At 63.3% G+C, this 16,343-nt stretch carries 23 protein-coding genes; 14 read left to right on the plus strand and 9 right to left on the minus strand.

Going from position 1 to position 16,343, the window contains the following annotated elements; translation table 11 throughout:
* Positions 1-26 precede the first annotated feature (26 nt).
* Genes VFO29_12200 through VFO29_12235 form a run of 8 tightly spaced genes read left to right on the plus strand, consistent with a single transcriptional unit; the run spans position 27 to position 6,217 of the window.
* Positions 27-650 carry a hypothetical protein gene (locus VFO29_12200; protein ID HET9394268.1) on the plus strand — a complete coding sequence of 208 codons (624 nt, stop codon included), beginning with the start codon at positions 27-29 and terminating at the stop codon, positions 648-650.
* On the plus strand, positions 644-1,207 hold the full coding sequence (locus tag VFO29_12205; GenBank protein ID HET9394269.1) for an SCO family protein: 564 nt from the start codon (positions 644-646) through the stop codon (positions 1,205-1,207). Before VFO29_12200 ends, VFO29_12205 begins: the two co-directional genes overlap by 7 nt.
* Positions 1,204-1,656, plus strand: coding sequence for a plastocyanin/azurin family copper-binding protein (locus VFO29_12210; GenBank protein ID HET9394270.1), 453 nt, complete (start codon positions 1,204-1,206; stop codon positions 1,654-1,656). The genes VFO29_12205 and VFO29_12210 overlap by 4 nt, the downstream gene beginning before the upstream one ends.
* Entirely contained in the window at positions 1,646-2,776 is a 1,131-nt protein-coding gene (locus tag VFO29_12215) for a hypothetical protein (GenBank protein HET9394271.1), read from the plus strand. The genes VFO29_12210 and VFO29_12215 overlap by 11 nt, the downstream gene beginning before the upstream one ends.
* A 4-nt stretch (positions 2,777-2,780) precedes the next feature.
* The gene (locus VFO29_12220) at positions 2,781-3,449 is read left to right on the plus strand and encodes a response regulator transcription factor (protein HET9394272.1); all 669 of its coding nucleotides are present in this window, start codon (positions 2,781-2,783) and stop codon (positions 3,447-3,449) included.
* Positions 3,446-4,360: a HAMP domain-containing sensor histidine kinase gene (locus tag VFO29_12225; protein ID HET9394273.1), complete on the plus strand. Its 915-nt coding sequence runs from the start codon at positions 3,446-3,448 to the stop codon at positions 4,358-4,360. Before VFO29_12220 ends, VFO29_12225 begins: the two co-directional genes overlap by 4 nt.
* Positions 4,361-4,403: 43 nt before the next feature.
* Entirely contained in the window at positions 4,404-5,252 is an 849-nt protein-coding gene (locus VFO29_12230; protein ID HET9394274.1) for a transketolase, read from the plus strand.
* A complete protein-coding gene (locus tag VFO29_12235) occupies positions 5,249-6,217 on the plus strand; it encodes a transketolase C-terminal domain-containing protein (protein HET9394275.1) in 969 nt (322 codons plus the stop codon). The genes VFO29_12230 and VFO29_12235 overlap by 4 nt, the downstream gene beginning before the upstream one ends.
* On the opposite strand, the gene VFO29_12240 is transcribed toward VFO29_12235, so the two are convergent.
* Positions 6,218-6,550, minus strand: a complete 333-nt coding sequence (locus tag VFO29_12240) for a DUF3566 domain-containing protein (protein ID HET9394276.1) — start codon at positions 6,548-6,550, stop codon at positions 6,218-6,220.
* Between the two features lie 94 nt (positions 6,551-6,644).
* On the opposite strand from VFO29_12240, the gene VFO29_12245 reads away from it, so the two are divergent.
* The gene (locus VFO29_12245; protein HET9394277.1) at positions 6,645-7,682 is read left to right on the plus strand and encodes a hypothetical protein; all 1,038 of its coding nucleotides are present in this window, start codon (positions 6,645-6,647) and stop codon (positions 7,680-7,682) included.
* Here the strand turns inward: VFO29_12245 and VFO29_12250 are convergent.
* The gene (locus VFO29_12250) at positions 7,676-9,070 is read right to left on the minus strand and encodes a carotenoid oxygenase family protein (protein ID HET9394278.1); all 1,395 of its coding nucleotides are present in this window, start codon (positions 9,068-9,070) and stop codon (positions 7,676-7,678) included. The genes VFO29_12245 and VFO29_12250 overlap by 7 nt on opposite strands.
* A 97-nt stretch (positions 9,071-9,167) precedes the next feature.
* Here VFO29_12250 and VFO29_12255 point away from each other — a divergent pair, with 97 nt between their 5' ends.
* Entirely contained in the window at positions 9,168-9,764 is a 597-nt protein-coding gene (locus VFO29_12255) for a hypothetical protein (protein HET9394279.1), read from the plus strand.
* Positions 9,765-9,770: 6 nt separating this feature from the next.
* Here VFO29_12255 and rpsO read toward each other — a convergent pair whose 3' ends face one another.
* Positions 9,771-10,040: a 30S ribosomal protein S15 gene (gene rpsO / locus VFO29_12260; protein HET9394280.1), complete on the minus strand. Its 270-nt coding sequence runs from the start codon at positions 10,038-10,040 to the stop codon at positions 9,771-9,773.
* Positions 10,041-10,189: 149 nt separating this feature from the next.
* On the opposite strand from rpsO, the gene VFO29_12265 reads away from it, so the two are divergent.
* Positions 10,190-10,954 (plus strand): 3-hydroxyacyl-CoA dehydrogenase, encoded by a 765-nt coding sequence (locus tag VFO29_12265; GenBank protein ID HET9394281.1) that lies wholly within the window; start codon positions 10,190-10,192, stop codon positions 10,952-10,954.
* Here the strand turns inward: VFO29_12265 and VFO29_12270 are convergent.
* Entirely contained in the window at positions 10,940-11,344 is a 405-nt protein-coding gene (locus VFO29_12270) for an acyl-CoA thioesterase (GenBank protein HET9394282.1), read from the minus strand. The genes VFO29_12265 and VFO29_12270 overlap by 15 nt on opposite strands.
* 56 nt (positions 11,345-11,400) lie before the next feature.
* Here VFO29_12270 and VFO29_12275 point away from each other — a divergent pair, with 56 nt between their 5' ends.
* From VFO29_12275 to VFO29_12285, 3 genes are read left to right on the plus strand one after another with little or no spacing between them, the layout of a single operon-like run.
* On the plus strand, positions 11,401-12,168 hold the full coding sequence (locus tag VFO29_12275) for an SDR family oxidoreductase (GenBank protein HET9394283.1): 768 nt from the start codon (positions 11,401-11,403) through the stop codon (positions 12,166-12,168).
* Positions 12,165-12,656 carry a hypothetical protein gene (locus VFO29_12280; protein HET9394284.1) on the plus strand — a complete coding sequence of 164 codons (492 nt, stop codon included), beginning with the start codon at positions 12,165-12,167 and terminating at the stop codon, positions 12,654-12,656. Before VFO29_12275 ends, VFO29_12280 begins: the two co-directional genes overlap by 4 nt.
* Positions 12,657-12,689: 33 nt before the next feature.
* Positions 12,690-13,253 (plus strand): type 1 glutamine amidotransferase domain-containing protein, encoded by a 564-nt coding sequence (locus VFO29_12285; GenBank protein ID HET9394285.1) that lies wholly within the window; start codon positions 12,690-12,692, stop codon positions 13,251-13,253.
* 5 nt (positions 13,254-13,258) lie between these two features.
* On the opposite strand, the gene VFO29_12290 is transcribed toward VFO29_12285, so the two are convergent.
* The 5 genes from VFO29_12290 to VFO29_12310 form a co-directional block, all read right to left on the minus strand.
* Complete coding sequence (locus tag VFO29_12290) at positions 13,259-13,492, minus strand: helix-turn-helix transcriptional regulator (GenBank protein ID HET9394286.1); 234 nt, start codon at positions 13,490-13,492, stop codon at positions 13,259-13,261.
* The gene (locus VFO29_12295; GenBank protein ID HET9394287.1) at positions 13,492-13,971 is read right to left on the minus strand and encodes a DUF2975 domain-containing protein; all 480 of its coding nucleotides are present in this window, start codon (positions 13,969-13,971) and stop codon (positions 13,492-13,494) included. The genes VFO29_12290 and VFO29_12295 overlap by 1 nt, the downstream gene beginning before the upstream one ends.
* A gap of 93 nt (positions 13,972-14,064) precedes the next feature.
* Positions 14,065-14,661 (minus strand): hypothetical protein, encoded by a 597-nt coding sequence (locus tag VFO29_12300; protein ID HET9394288.1) that lies wholly within the window; start codon positions 14,659-14,661, stop codon positions 14,065-14,067.
* Complete coding sequence (locus VFO29_12305; protein HET9394289.1) at positions 14,661-15,221, minus strand: hypothetical protein; 561 nt, start codon at positions 15,219-15,221, stop codon at positions 14,661-14,663. The genes VFO29_12300 and VFO29_12305 overlap by 1 nt, the downstream gene beginning before the upstream one ends.
* Positions 15,221-16,327 carry a hypothetical protein gene (locus tag VFO29_12310; GenBank protein HET9394290.1) on the minus strand — a complete coding sequence of 369 codons (1,107 nt, stop codon included), beginning with the start codon at positions 16,325-16,327 and terminating at the stop codon, positions 15,221-15,223. The genes VFO29_12305 and VFO29_12310 overlap by 1 nt, the downstream gene beginning before the upstream one ends.
* Positions 16,328-16,343: the final 16 nt, after the last annotated feature.

Raw genomic sequence — 16,343 nt, forward strand, 5'->3', positions numbered from 1 at the left:
TCCGAAGCTCGCTTTCGGGAGAACGTATGTACAAATACAGGAGTAAGATTGCTGCTTTCGTTCTAGTTGCGATGGCCGCATCGCTGGCAGCCTGCGGCGGTGGCGGCGGCGGCGGCGGATACGGCGGGGGCGGCAACGGCGGGGCCGGTTCGACCGGCGGCAACACCCCGACCGGCGTGGCCGGATTCACCATCGGGTTCGCGCAGCCGGACGGAACGATCGGCGTCGTGAACGATCCGTCGTTCGGAACCGTCGGCGGCTATACGCAAAACATCTACTCACAGACGATTGCATTTGCGCCCGGCACGGTCGTAACGCTCAAGAATCTTTCGGCCGCAACCGATCACACGCTCAACGTCTTAAGCACCAGCAGCTTTCCGGCCAGTCCGTCGCTGCCGACGACGGCATCGGGCGGCTCGACGCTGCAAGCCGGATACACCAGCGGAACCATTCACGGCGGCGCGACGCTGAGCCTGACGCTCGCTACAGCCGGCACGTACTACATCGGCTGCGCTTACCATTATATGGACGCGATCAGCATGCGTGACGTGATCCAAGTCAGCACCACCGCGACGCCTGGTCCGCAGGCGACGCCGCAAGCCGGCGGCGGTGGCGGCGGCATTACCGGGTGCACCGGTCCGTATTGCTAACCCGTTTCAAGCACGCCGGCGCGGCGATCGTATTGACGGTCGCCGCGCTGGCCCTCCCGGCCTCCGCGCGCGAACAGCTGCCGCGACTCGTCGATCAAACGGGGCGCGCTTTTACGTTTGCGTCGTTGGCCGGCACGCCGCTCGTCGTCACCTTCGTGGCGGCGCATTGCACTGACGCCTGTCCGCTGGTCAACGCGCAGTTTGCTCAAGCGGCGCGGCAGCTCGCGAGCGAGCATCGCAGGATACGGCTTCTGACGATAACCCTCGATCCCGAAAACGATCCGCCGTCCGTCATGCGCGCGCTCGCGCACACATTTCGCGCCGATCCGCGCGTCTGGATCGTCGCCGGCGGTACGGTCCGGGACGTGCATCGCGTGATGCAAGGCTTCGGCGTCGTAGCTCAGCGCGGCCGCAAAGGGTACGCCGACGTGCACACGACGTTCGTCTATTTCATCGATGCGCGCGGCTCTTTACGGAAAACGATGCTGGCGTCCACGGATCTCGGCACACAGCTGGTTGCCGAAGTGCACTCGAACTGGCGCACGCTTATGCAATGAGGGCGTTGACATGCATTGCAGTGATCGTGCTGACGGCTTGCACGAACGGCGGTCAGGCCACACCGGCGGCGGGCGGCGGCGGTGCTCAAATCGTGGATGTAAATCTTACGCTCGACGGCAGTTCGCAGACGGCCGCGGGAACGGCCGCCGGTTACGCACCTGCTACTACCAACGTCGCGGTCGGCACCATGCTGCGTTTCGTCAATACGGACGGGTTCGCGCACACTGCGACGCTCATTACGGGAGCGACGACATTTCCGGCGGGATCGCCCTTTACGGCGTCGGCCCAAACGCAGACCGGGAGCGCCATCTCACAAAACTGGAGCAGCGGAACGCTCGCGGCCGGCGCGAGTTCGCAGACCCTGCTGGTCGACCACGCGGGGACGTATTTGTTCGGCTGTTTCTTTCACTACGGTGCGCCGATGCGGGCGGTGATCGTTGCGCACTAAAGTCCGGTTCGCGCTGACGTGGGCACTCGCCGTGTGGTTTGCCTTGGCAATCGGCGGTCAGGCGCGCGCCATTCCACTGTTTGCGCAGCGCTACCGTTTGCAATGCGGAGCATGTCATAGCGTGCTGCCGGAATTGAACACGTTCGGGCTCTCTTTCCGCGAACACGGCTACCAACTGCCGCTTCCCAAACACGGGACGACCGGCGTCGCATTTCGCTACCAGCTCGAGTGGGAGCAAGATCCCGCCGCGGGCACCCGGCGCTTCGCTCCGGGCGGCGTGGTGCTCTCGAACGCGGACATCGGCGCGGTAAGCGCGTTCGTACATTATAACTTGGGCGCGGGCGGCGGTCCGGCGGGATTGTACTTAGGATATCTCGCGACCTACAACGCGCACACGCAATCGCTCTATCGTTTAGGCCTCTTCGAGCTGCCGCTGGCGCAATCGCCCGGCCAGCGGCTCGACGATCTCGCGCCGTACGGCTACTACGGCCTGCACGTCGGCCTCAACGATTTACCGCTGTCGTCGCCACGCTGGGGCGCTCAAGCCGAGCGCAGGATCGGATCGGTTAGCGCCGATCTGACCGTTGCGCTTAGCGAGTTCAAGGGCTCCGCGTACGGCGGCAAACCTGTTCCGACCGGCGAGACGAGCGCCGCGAATTCCCCTGAAATCGGTATGTTCTTGCGTGCGCCGCTAACATCCGGTTTCGAGGCCGGTGGTGATTTCATCACCGGATCGCGTCGAATCGTTCCCGCCGGTCGGAACGCCTTCACCGATTCCTATCAGCGCGCCGGCCTGCTCGCGAACCTGCACCTGCGCAAGTTCGAGCTGCAGGCCGAGCAATGGTGGGGAAGCGATGCGAACTCCGACGGATTCGGAACGCGCACCGGCAGCAGCGGCGGCTACGCGCGCGTCAAGTATTATCTGACGCCGCACGCCTATCTGGGTGTGCGGTACGACGCGCAAGCTGCGCCGTTCATCACGCGCGACGTCGTGTTCTACGCGGCGTTCCACGTGACGCAGCACGCCCGGCTGCTGGTGCAGCAGGTACAGCCCACCGGCGGTCCGGGCCGGCTCGGTGCGGCGCTGACAGTGGGATTTCCCTGGCCGCCGAACTTGTAAGTTCATGAGGATCCTGGTGATCGAGGACAACGCCTCGGTCGCCGCGGCGGTGCGCACGATGCTCGAACGGAGAAAATATGCCGTCGACGTCGCCGCGGATGGTGAAGCGGGCTTGGAGCATTTGCTGCGGCAGGTGTACGATGCGGCGATCGTCGACGTCGTGCTGCCCAAACGCGACGGCTTTGCGCTCGCCAAGGCGGCGCGCGACGCCGGCGTGCAGACGCCCATCCTGATGCTGACGGCACTGGACGCCGTGGAGAACCGCGTTCGCGGATTGGACTGCGGCGCGGACGACTATCTGGTGAAGCCGTTCGTGGAAGAAGAATTGTTCGCGCGGCTGCGCGCCGTTACGCGGCGCGCGGATCGTCCCGTTCGCGAAAAACTTCGCGCGGGCGCGCTGGAGATCGACGCCGCCGGACGCGAGGCGACGGTAGCGGGCAAGCCGCTGCAGTTGGGCGCGACCGAGTTCCGGATGCTGGAGTTTCTGACGCGCAACGCGGGCATCGCTTTTTCGCGCGAACGCCTGCTCGAGCACTTATGGGAGTACGACTTCGAGGGAACGAGCAACATCGTCGACGTCTACGTGAGTCAGCTTCGCCGCAAACTCAAGCGCGCGGGCGCGGGTGAAGTCATTCATACAGTCTGGGGCGTCGGATACAAGTTGGAAGCGTGATCGGCAGGCTCGCGCTCCGGTATCTGCTCGTCTTCGCGATCGTGCTCGCGCTGCTCAGCGCCGGCGCGTATGCGTTCTTGGGACGCGAGTATCAGGCGATGCTGCAGCCGGCGATCGGGACGCCCGAAGCGGCACGTGCCTACGCAACGGCAATGTCGCGCGTGGCGCTGACGATCTTGGCGTTCGACATTCCGCTGCTGGCGCTCGTGGGCGGCGCGTCGTGGCTGTTGGCGCGCGCTTCGCTTGCGCCGCTGCTGGCCGCGCGCGAGCGCGAACGCGAATTTGCAGCCGACGCCGCGCACCGCTTGCGTTCGCCGCTTGCGACGATCGCAGCGGTCGCACAGGCAGCGCGGCCGGAAGCGCCCGACCGCCTTGGGCAAGACTTCGACACAATCGCGCAAGCGGCGCTCGACGCATCGCAAACTGTCGGCGAATTGCTGACGCTGTCGCGGCCGGCTACGTCGCGGCTGCTGCAGCGCGAACCGGTCGACGTCGCGGTGCTGGCCAAGCACGTTTCGAAAGAGTTTGAAGCCCGCGCCGCGCAGCGCGGACTGCTGATTGCCAACCGTGCGCAAAGCGCGATCGTCAACGGCGACGAGCGCCGCCTGCGCGAGCTGCTGCGCACGTTGCTTGAGAACGCGCTGCGGCACGCGCGCAGCGCGATCGTCGTCGACTCGCGCAAGAACGGAAGCAGCGTGGACCTGTTGATCTCCAACGACGGCGACGCGGTCGAGACGGCATACCGGGAGCGGATCTTCGAGCGAGCGTTCAGCGGCGATGGCCAGGGCAGCGGTTTAGGTTTGGCGGTCGTGCGCTGGATCGCGCGCGCACACGAAGGCGACGCATTCGTGCGCGACGACGAGCGCGGCGGCGCGCAGTTCGTTGTGCGTCTGCCGTCCATCGCAGAATAAGGAACGAGGAGACTCGCGCGTTGGCGGGTATCTACGGCCAGATATGCCCGCGCTCTCGCCTGCCCGTCTGACCGAACTCAAGCTGCACGCGAACCTCGTCCGGCAAGGGATCATTCGATCGCTGCTGGCCGCCGGATCGGGACATTCGGCCGGCCCGCTGGATATGGCCGACGTCTTTACGGCGATGTACGAACACGTCTTGCGCCACAAGCCGGATCAGCCCGAGTGGGAGGACCGCGATCGCTTGCTGCTTTCGTGCGGCCACATCGCGCCGGTCCGGTACAGCGCGATGGCCTATGGCGGATACTTTCCGGTCGAGGAACTGCTGACGCTGCGCAAATTCGGTACGCGGCTGCAAGGCCACCCCGAACGCGTGCGTCTGCCCGCGGTGGAAACGACCTCGGGACCGTTGGGCGAAGGGCTGGCGCAAGGCACCGGCATGGCGCTGGCCGCGAAGATGGACGGCAAGGACTGGCGCGTCTACGTCGTGACCTCGGATGCGGAACATCAATGCGGCCTGCATTGGGAGGCGGCGATGACGGCTCCCAAATTCAAGTTGGATAATTTGATCGCGATCGTCGATCGCAATTTCATTCAAATCGACGGCAGCACGGAAGACGTCATGCCGCTCGAACCCTTCGCCGACAAATACCGGGCGTTCAACTGGGAAGTCTTCGAGTGCGACGGCAACGACATCGCGCAGTTCATCGAGACGATGGACAAGGCGCGAGCGGTCAAACGCAAGCCGAGCGTCATCATCGCCAACACGGTGCCCGGCAAAGGCGTCAGTTATATGGAAGGCGACTACACCTGGCACGGTAAGCCGCCCAACAAAGAGCAGGCGGATCAGGCGCTGCGCGAGCTCCAAGCCGAACGGGAACGGATCGCATGAACCTAGCCGTACTGAGTGATCCGCAGAGCGTCAAGCAGGTTCCGACGCGCAACGGCTTCGGTGAGGGCGTCATCGAGGCGGGCAAAAAGAACCGGAACGTGATCGCGATCTGCGCGGACCTTTCGGAGTCGACGCGCATGCTGGGCTTTAAGGAAGCGCTGCCCGATCAATACATCGAGATCGGCGTTTCGGAACAATTGCTGGTCGCCATGGCCGCCGGCCTGGCGAGCGCGGGCAAGATTCCGTTCATCGCCAGTTACGCGATGTTCAATCCGGGCCGTTCGTGGGAGCAAGTGCGCACCACCATGGCGCTGAATGAAACGAACGTCAAGATCGCCGGCGCGCACGCCGGCGTTTCGGTGGGTCCCGACGGCGCGACGCATCAAGCGATCGAGGACATCGCAATCATGCGCTGCATTCCGCACATGACCGTCGTGGTGCCGTGCGACTCGATTCAAACGAAGAAAGCGACGCTCGCGGTGGCGGAGATGAACGGGCCGGTCTACTTGCGTTTCGGGCGCGAAAAAACGCCGGTCGTCACCACCGAAGCGACGCCGTTCGAACTCGGCAAGGCTCAAACGTTCCACGAAGGCGGCGACGTGGCGATTATCGCGTGCGGCATTCTTCTGTACAACGCGTTGATCGCCGCCGAAACACTGGCGAAGGACGGCATCCAGTGTATGGTCGTCAACAATCATACCGTCAAACCGATGGACGAAGAGGCCGTCGTCGCGGCGGCGGAACGCTGCGGCGCCGTTGTAACGGTCGAGGAGCATCAGGTCTCCGGCGGCATGGGTTCGCGCGTCGCCGAGATCTTGGCACAGCGGCGTCCAACGCCGATCGAATTCATCGGCGTGCAGGATCGATTCGGACAATCCGGCGATCCGGCCGAGTTGATCGAGTACTACGGCATGGGTTCGGATGCGATCGCGGCGGCGGTCCGCCGCGTCATCAAACGGAAGTAGCTAACCCGTCGCGACCGGAGCCTGTTCGAACGTCATCTCAACACCGCCCGTCCAGCGCGCGGCCAGATTATAGAGCGCCGCGTAGAGCAGGCCCCCGATAAATCCCGCGATTGCGAAAAAGATCGGGAAGAAAACTACCGCGAATACTCCCATGCCGGCAAACATGCCCGCACTGGCGGATGTGCCACCCATCGTGCTTTTTATTCCGGCTAGCATGATTGGGCTTATGACGAGCCACCATACCAACCCATAAATCAAGCCAATGCATGCGTAAATGACGGCGAGGACGAGGGCAAGCTGCACGACGGCAACGTGACGTAGGCGAGTAACCATACAAAAAACTCCCTTCGAATAGAAGCGAAGCAGTTACGTGCGGCTTAGGCCTCCCTCCGAAGGGAACCTCCACGAGCTTGGGAAAGCGCCGTGCATGCGATTCAAGAGTCGTTTGTCTTTATTTTGTGCCCTGACCATAGCGCTTTCGGCGTGCGGCGGCGGCGGTTCGACGACGCCCGCACCCCCGGCGCCGAAAACCACGCTGACCGTGACCACGCAGCGGAATGCGGCGCAGGCCGCGCTGGCGGCCGAATTCGGTGTCGGATTTCTGACCCTGATCTTCGGCAACGGCACGAGTCAGGCGTTCGGCGGAGCTTCGACGGTAGGGCCGCCGCCGTGCAACAACGGCTTGGAAGTTTCCGTGATCGCGACGTCCACGACGGTGGTAACGACGATCGATGGATTCTATGAGCCGACCTGCGTAACGATTTTGGCGCACGTCGTGCTCACGCAGACGAAAACGTCGGCGACAACTTCGACTCTCACCGGAACGGCAACGTTCACGTCGCGGACCGGTTCGGTCATCGCGTATAACACGCTGAGCGGAACGGTCACCAAGAGCGGCTCGACAACGTCGTTCAGCGTCAACGGAACGGCGGCGCCCAACCAATCGGCGCCCGCGACAGCGGCCTTCGGACTCAGCTGCAGCGCGACCGGAGCCTCAACCGCGTGCGGCTTCGGCGGATTGCAGAATGTTTCGCTGCTGAATACGCAGTTCGGAAATACCTTCAGCTTCTCGGGAACGCAAAGCGGAAACGTGACGAGCGGTGCGGCGACGCTGCAAGGCTACACGTCCGGTTTGAGCACGATGACGCTTTCGGCTTCCGGACCAACCTCATGGAGCATTACCGGCGGAGGTTCCCCGGTCATCAACGGAGCCGGAACATTCTCCGTAACGGTTGGGCCGTTCAACCTGGCGTCGGCGATCAGCGTGGCGCTCAACGACACGACGGCCGATGCCGGCGCCGTGGCGACGATGTCCGGCGGTCCGTTCGGGCCGACCGGCGGCAGCGTGACGCAGATCAGCAACGGGATAACAGCCAGCACACTCGGTCTGGACGGTTTGGGCTTCGGAACGATTACTTACTCGGACGCAACGACCGCGCAGATCTCGGGCTTCGTCGTTCAGTAACCGGCCCAGAACTGGCCGTGGAATCCGATCGGCAAGCGTGCCGGCACGGCCGCGCGCGCCATCTCGGTAAACGTCGCGGCGTCGAGGACGACGAGTGCGGATTGCTGCGAGCGCGCATTGAATGACGCGAACAGCACCGCGCCGTCCGTTTCGTCCTGTCCGCCGGGCCGTGGAACGAAGATCGCTTCGCCGGGTGATTCGTCCGGCCGTTCCCAGACGCGCTGCGCATTCGATACCGTGTCGATCTGCAGCACCGCATCGGTGAACGCGTCGCCCGAACTCACGCGCGGCGCGTAGACGTAACGCGGACGTTCGGCGCGCACGTCCACGCGCGGCAGTTCGATGCGCGTGTTCGCAAGCGTTTCGCGATCCGCATCCTGTCCGTTGAGCGGGGCGCGGTACCGCCGCAGCGACAGACCCGGCGCGACGGGCGACTTTTCGCGAACTTCGTTGAGGTACAGCGCCGGAACGATCGACGCGTCATCGTAACCCACGAGATCGATGACGACGCTGTCGCCGTCGTCGAACGCGCTGACGTGATGAAAACAAAAGAACGGCTCGGCGGCGCACGTCACCGGCGGTTCCTGCCCGGCAAGATCGATTAAGTGAATGAGCGTCTCGCCGCCCTCCCAGGCAAAGTTTTCGATAAAGGGTTTGCCGCGAAGTATCATCGCGAGCGGATCGAAGCGGTACGGGTATTCGATCAAAATCGCATAGCGCGCGCTCGCGCCCATGCTGTGCACGTATGCCGGGCGTTGGCTGGGAATGCGAGCCAGCGTCTCGCGCGCCCCGCCGTCGGGCATGCGCCAAACCATGTACTCGTTACGCATGCCCAGTTTCATCGTATAGTTGATCCACGCATCACAATGACGAACCGGATGCGCGGTCGTCGGGCCGGATCCGAGAGCGTCGTTGAACGGGAAAGGTTCGCGTGTGTCCAGCGTGAGCGGATCGAACTGCCGCGGCAGGCCGATCTCCGTGAGCGCCACGCACGCATCGCCGTAGCGCGCGACGTTGACGTTTGTATTGTCGGTGATGTTCGTCGACGCCAAGCCCGCCAGCCACGATCCGAACGAGCGCGCTGCCGGCGTCGCGAAACTCTGATACGTGGCGCGCCCATCGAGCGCCGCCAGGTAACTCGCACTGCGCACGAACCGGCCCGTGTACGTTAAGCGAGAGTCCTCGAAGGCAAACCGCTGCAGAAATGCCATGCCGTCGAACCAGTGCCGGAACTGGAGCGATCCGAACGAGTAGCGCGCGGACCCGTTGCGGATGAACGAGCCGCGAAGCCAATCCGGGAGGCGGCCCTCAAGGGCCAGCGTCATCGGGCCGATGTCGCCGTCGACGTCGGCAAAGGTTAACTCACGCGGCGTAAGAGCAGCGATCATCCCGGGCTCTTCGGCATGGGTCTCGCCGGCACTCCCGCGGGCAAGGATTCCTAGGCCGGAAAAGAACGGGGAGGGCATGAGAATAGCAGCTACTTCAGTGGCTCTCGCCTTTTTATTTGGCCTTACCAACGCGTCGGCCGCCTCGAACTCGGCGCTCGATCAATTCGCGAAGGCATGGTCTGCACTCAACGGCTACACGGCGACGATCCAACTCTTTGAAACCAAGGGCGGCAATACGGAACATGCCGTGTTCGCCTACACGTACCGCAAACCGCAGTCGATAACGATGCACGTGAACCAAGGACCGAGCGCGGGAGCGACGGTTACCTGGAGCGGCGGACCGACGGTCAGCGCATCCAAGAGCGGCGCATTCGGCATCACCATGAGCAAGAACGTCAGCATAAACGATCCGCTCGTAACGTCGCTGCGCGGCTACACGGTTGCGGATTTAAGCTTGCCGGGAATTCTGTCGCACGCGCAGCAAACGGCCGGCACGTCTTACAGCGGCACGACCGTACTAAACGGCGACGCTGTCACCGCGGTAACGCTGAACGTCGCCAATCCTTCACAGGACAACGGCATGACGCGTGAGGTGCTCTATCTCTCGCAGAGCACGCAGTTGCCGGTGCGGATCGACGGTTTCGTTGGAGATCAGCTGGTTCGGACGTACAAGTTCACGATCACCAAAACGTAGCGATCGTTAGCGGCGCAGTCCCAGCTCGTTGATCAGTTTGCGGTAGCGATCCAAGTCCTTGTGCTGTAAGTAATTCAGCAGACGGCGGCGCTGCCCGATCTGAAGGTACAATCCGCGGCGGCTGTGGTGGTCTTTCTTGTGATCCTTCAGGTGCTCGTTCAGCTTATTGATCGAGGCCGTGAGGATCGCGATTTGCACGTCGGCCGAACCGGTGTCGGTCGCGGACCGGCCGTACTTGGCCGCCAGCTCGGATTTCTGATCTTTGGTGATAGGCACGAATGAGGCTCCTTATTCAAGGATAGGCTCGCTCGGGTACAGGCTCGGCTCGCGCCCTAGTCCGTCCCGGCGACCGGGGAATCATACCATCGCGGGTCCCGCGGCGCAACCCGGGTTTCGGCCGGGCGGCGTCTAAAGCGGTCGCTCGTATGGAATTGGCAGAAAAAACGTTCTTGGTGACCGGCGGAGCCTCGGGCCTGGGGGCCGCCTGCGTGCGCGAGTTTACCGCGGCGGGAGCAAACGTCGTGATCTGCGACGTGAACGAGCACGGCGCTCAAGTCGCCAAAGAGGCCGGCGCGCGCGTGCGGTTCGTGCGAACCGACGTTACGTCGGAAGAGGATGTGCGTGCCGCGGTCGATCTTGCGGTGCGTGAGTTCGGAAGCTTGCACGGGGCGATCTCGTGCGCGGGCATTGCGACGGCCGAACGCGTCGTCGGCCGCGACGGTCCGCAGCCGCTCGATCATTTCACGAAAGTCGTGAGCATCAATTTGATCGGAACGTTCAACGTCATTCGCTTGGCCGCGGCCGAAATGATCAAGCGCGCGGTCGAGCCGGGCGAAGATCGCGGAGTCTTCATTTGTACTGCGTCGGTGGCCGCGTTCGACGGTCAGATCGGGCAAGCCGCATACTCGGCGTCCAAAGGCGGCGTCGCCGGCATCACGCTGCCGATCGCGCGCGAGTTCGCGCAGCATCAGATTCGCGTGATGAGCATCGCGCCCGGCATCTTCGACACGCCGATGCTCGCGGGGCTACCTGAAGCTGCGCGTGAGTCGCTAGGAAAGCAGACGCCGTTTCCGCCGCGGTTGGGAAGTCCGCAAGAGTACGCGCGGCTCGCGCGTCACATCGTCGAAAATCAATACCTCAACGGTGAAGTAATCCGCCTTGATGGAGCCATCCGTTTAGCGCCGCGCTGACGCGCGTTTCTTCGGGCTAATCACCGGCGTCGGACGTCCGTTCCGGTCGACCGCGACCATCACGAACTTCCCGACCGTCGAAAGCGTACGCTTGCCGGTGGTGGGAAGCACGCGCCACAATTCGACTTCCAACGTGATCGACGTGCGGCCGATCTTTACCACACGCGCGATCGTTTCGACCAGATCGCCTTGACGGATCGGTTCTTTGAAGTCGATCCGATCGATCGAGGCGGTGACGGTCGGTTTGTGGGCGGCGCGCATAGCCGCGATCGACGCGACGATGTCCATCATCGCGACGGCTTTTCCGCCGAAGAGCGTTCCGTAGTGATTCACGTCGGTTGGAAAGACGACTTCCGTGCGCCGTTCGACGATTGGTTCTTTGCTCGCCATCGCCGCGAGGGTTCCAGCTGAAAGCGCGGGAGCCCCGCGGGGCGAACCCCGCTGGCATGGACCTGGGAATACGCGGACGCACCGCGCTCGTAACGGGCGCGAGTTCGGGCCTCGGCCGTGCTTGCGCGCTCGCGCTGGCGCGCGAGGGCGCGCGCGTTGCGCTGGCGGCTCGCCGGAAGCCGGAGCTGGAGGCTGCGGCGGGAGAAGCGCGAGCTGAAGGCTCACCGGATGCACGCGGTTATACCGTCGATCTGCGCGACGCCGGTTCGATCGATGAAATGCTCGCACAGGTGCAATCGGATTTTGGCGCGATCGACATCCTGATCGCCAACGGCGGCGGTCCGAAAGCCGGTACGTTTACGCAGTTGCAGCCCGCGGACTGGGACGAAGCGTATGCGGGGACGCTGCGCCCGATGCTGCAGCTCGTGCATGCTGTTGTCCCCTCGATGCGGGAACGCCATTGGGGACGCATAGTCGCACTGACGTCCACCTCGGTCAAACAGCCGATTCCGAATCTGGCGCTTTCAAATATTTTTCGCACGGCGCTCGTCTCGGCGCTCAAGACACTTTCGTCCGAGATCGCGAGCGACGGCGTGACGGTCAACGCGATTGCGACCGGCCGCGTGCGAACTGCGCGGCTGCGCGCTATCTACGGCGGCGACGAAGCGATGGAACGCGCCGGGAATGACGTGCCGATCGGGCGCATTGCATCGCCGGAAGAGTTTGCGCAGTTGGTGACGTTTTTGTGCGGCGAGCCGGCAGGTTACATTACGGGGCAAACGATCGCAATAGACGGCGGGTTGACCGCGGGAGTGTTCGGATGAATTGGGACCCCGTAACCGGAACCGCGGGCGGCGCCGAATTCGGCGAAGCGCTGCGCGCGTATGCGGCCGAACGCGAACTGCCGGACGAACGTTTGGCGGAAGCCGCCGGCCTCGACGCCGAGGGACTGCGGGAAGTCTATGCCGGCACGCGGCGGCTGGCGACCGGCGCGCTGGCGCGGCTGGTTCTCGCCTTGCGCACCAAGCCAATCGAGTTCATGCAGCACACGCACTTGCTCTCGCTCGAGTTGTACGCGTTCGGCTTGGACCCGCTGTATTTTCTGCCCGAAGGGCAGCTGCGGTACGACGCGCGCATCTACATGCGCGAAATCAATCCGCGCCACCGGGTCCCCGAAGGCGACATGACGCGCCGCAATCCGACGATCAAGGCTATCGCCGAGGATCCCATCCTGGACGCGCCCGGAAAGATCGAGCTGGAACTGGCCTACTTGCTTCGCGCGGCCTCGCAGCAGATAGGACAGACCTCGTAGGCACCGCTCGCCCCCGGAGAGAAACCGAGGCGCATGCAATCAGTTGAAGGAAAACGCATCGCCGCGCTGGTCGGCGACGGCTTTGAAGAATCAGAACTTACCGAGCCCCGGCGCGCCTTGGAAGAAGCAGGCGCCATCGTGACCATCGTCGGCATCGACGAGAAGTCGCGCCAGAAGATTCGCGGGAAGCGCGGATTGGACGACGGCCAGAGCGTCAAGGCCGAGGAACTCGTCGCGGACGTTACGGCCGAAGATTTCGACGCGCTGCTGATTCCGGGCGGCACCTCGCCCGATCACATCCGCACGAACAAAGACGTGCAGCGCCTGGTGCGCGAGTTCGACGCCGTCAAGAAACCGATGTTCGTGATCTGTCACGGACCGCAAGTCTTAATTTCGGCGCAGATCGTTCGCGGCAGACAACTCACCGGCGTGCATTCGATCGCCGACGACATTCGCAATGCCGGTGGCCTCTATCGCGATCAGCCGGTCGTGCAGGACGGCAACTGGGTTACGTCGCGGACGCCTGAAGATCTGGCACAATTCAATCGCGCCATCGTGGAGAAACTCGCGACCGCGATACCGATGCCGATCGTCTAGCCGCGCTAATCGTCGCCCGCGTGTAGGTCCGTTTCGTCCCGATCGTACTCGAGGATGTCTCCCGGCGCGCAGTCGAGGACGAGACACAGTTTGGATAATGTGTTAAAGCGCATTCCTTTGACTTTGCCTGTGCGCAATTGGCTGAGTTGGGTTTCGGAAAGGCCAATCTGCTCGGCGATATCGCGAGCGCGCATCTTGCGCCGCGCCAGCATGACGTCCAACGTAACGCGTACCGGCATTAGACGAACTGATCCAGCTGCGATTGCAGCTGCTGTCCTTGCCGCGCCAGCAGGATCAGTACGAGCCCAATCAGCGCAATCGTCAGATTTTCGATGGTGAGATCGAACTTGACGCCCTGCATTTCGCTCCAGCCGTTGCCGATGAGGAAGATCAGGCTTGGCTGCACGATGATGGCGATGAAAGCTCCGAGCATCAGGCAGCCGCCGATTTCCTTCAGCGCTCTGACCGCTGCGGGGCCGAAGGCGTCGCCGCGATCCATACGGACGAGGGCGTCGGATGCCGCCTTCAACGCCGCCAGATAAAAGATTGGCGCGAGGAGACTCACCCAGTAGACAGGTGTCGTCATGAAACGGCCATCCGATCCGTCGAGATGGAGTAAATGGCGCGCGCCGAGCTGTTCGAAAAACAGGGCCAGGGCGAGCCCCAAAACGACGATCCGGATCACTAGGGCGGTAACGGGCAGGGCGGTTTTCGGCATCGGATCTCCCACTAAAGTCTAAAATTATATGCTTTAGAATTACTTTACTTTAAGTATTACTTAAAGTCAAGCGATGGGGGGAGAGAGGTGCCCTCAGGACGGGATCGGACTCCACTTTGCAAGGGCCTCGCCGTATTGGCGCAGGCCGATGAAGCCTGCGATCCCGCAGAAGAGAAACGCAGCCGGCAACTGCGGATACTCTAAGACCACGATGATCGCCGCGGTGACGCCGGCCAGCAGAATGTAAGCCGCTTGCCGGACGCCGGTACGGACTGTCGCGCCGAGTGCCACCACGGAGACCGCACAAGCGCAAGCTATCGAGAGAAAAATTGGCGCGGCGGCCAAATCTCGCGGCCCCGATGAAATGCTCGTGACCAGCCAATACACCGCCAGCGCGATGATGACGCCTACGCACGGAACCAGCGCCGTATTGCGTGCTACTTCGCGCGCATAAAGCGGTGCGGATTGCTCGCAAAGCTCGAGGTCGCGCATGCGGCGGCCACGCTGCGCGAGAGCAAGATAGATTCCGGCAAGCGAACCGAACAGTGCTCCCCCTAACGCATGCGCGCCGAGATCCGCGTGCATTTGCAGCGCCGCAACCAAAGCTGCGGCTGCGGCGGCGTACAGAATTTGCCCGGCGGTGCGCTGCAATCGGGTTACCGAGATTGCCCATGTCGTTGATTGCAGCACTAGACCCTCACCCGGCACGCATCGGCGAATCGCGCCGCATCGTTGTCGGAACCATGCGTCGAGAAGATAGCGCAGTTGCGCGCGACCTCAACGAGCTGCGGCGCGTAAACTGCTTGCGGTCGATCCAAAACCAACAGGCGGGGCTGCGCGATCAGCGCGCCGGCCAGCGGATAGGCGAAGGCTTCGTGGACGCCTTCCAGCTGCGCGAGAATATGGCGGGCGCGCACGACGCTTTCCGCCGGCGGCAACCGCCACAGCGCGGCGCGATAATCGATGTAGCGTTCGAAGGTTTGGAATTCGTGAGGCAGCGCTTCGTGCGCGACGTATCCGGCCAGCCGTTTGACTTGCACCGGCTGAATTCGCGGATCGAAGGCGCCGACGAAAACGCTCCCGCTTGTCGCGCGCACCAGACCGGCGGCCATCATGGCGACGATCGAGGCCGCGCGATTTCCGTTACACGCATGCGCGAGCCGGCCGCCTTCTTCGAGTTCGATCTCCTGCGGGGAAACAATCGCCGATCCGCGATCCGCAAACGCGGCCGCGCGCATTTCGAGCAGCACTATTGAACGAGTTTCAGGCGCGGATTCGGGCGCTCCGGCCGGCCGACCTTATGACACTCACGCCACGCGCCGTCCGCCTCGAGTGCGACGACGTCGGCCGTGTACTCGGTTCGCCCGCTGCCCGCGCCGAGGAAAAATGCGCCGCCGACAGCGTACGCATCGACGGGAACGCGATCGCGCTCGAACTCACGAATGCGCTGCGCGGTGAAACCGCCGCTCACCACGATGTGCACGTGCTGGAAGTTCTCGGCGTCGAGCGCGCGCCGTACGTTGAAGACGAGCTGCGGTGTAACACCGGTCGGTCTGAACGTGCCCATCATATTCCAGATCGACTTGTCGACCAGCGTTTGCGAAGTGTCCAAGCGCACGCCCCACAGCCGGTCGCCAAGCGCGCGGGCGACGGCCAGGCTCGTCTCGACGCAGTCGTTATCGAAGTCAACCAGCGCGATCACGTTGACGTTGGGATCGATGTATTCGGCAAACTTGCGCGTGGCCAATACCGTGTCGCCGCCGTACGCGGCAATCAGTGCGTGCGGAACCGTCCCCATGCCGCCGGCTCCCCACCATTCCGCATTCGCGTCGGTGGAGACGCCCAACGCGCCGGAAATGTACGCCGCATACCCGTCGCCCGTTTGCATCAAATGATGATCGAAGCGCGCCGGAAAGAATAAGACTTGTTTGCCGTTGGCCGCGTCAACGATCTCGCGCGCGTTGGTGGCGATCCGCGTGCGCCGCGACAGCACGCCCAGATAGCACGTTTCCAAATGCGCGAAAATGTCGTAGTCGCCCTCGATCGTCATGATCGTTTCATACGGTCCGATGCGGTCGCCGTCGTAGAGCGCGTGCACGCGCAGTGATTGCCAGCCGTCCTCCCACTCGCCCGACGGTAAACGCCGTCCGGAGCAGAGGCGCAAGATCGCGATGGCTTCGTCGATGCCGCACAGCACCGCGTCGCTGCGCTGAAAGACCTGCATGCGCACGCTCGGGTGATAGCCGTCGCGCTCGAGGATCTGCCTGGCGCGGTTGAAATACGTGTCGGAGTAGTAGCCGTCGCGCATCTTCTCGACAGGCAGGTTAAATATTTCCGGCGGCAATCTGGTAGGCACGTTAGTGCCTATACGT

The sequence above is a fragment of the Candidatus Rubrimentiphilum sp. genome, from assembly GCA_035710515.1.
In the GTDB taxonomy this organism is placed as follows: Bacteria; Vulcanimicrobiota; Vulcanimicrobiia; order Vulcanimicrobiales; family Vulcanimicrobiaceae; genus Rubrimentiphilum.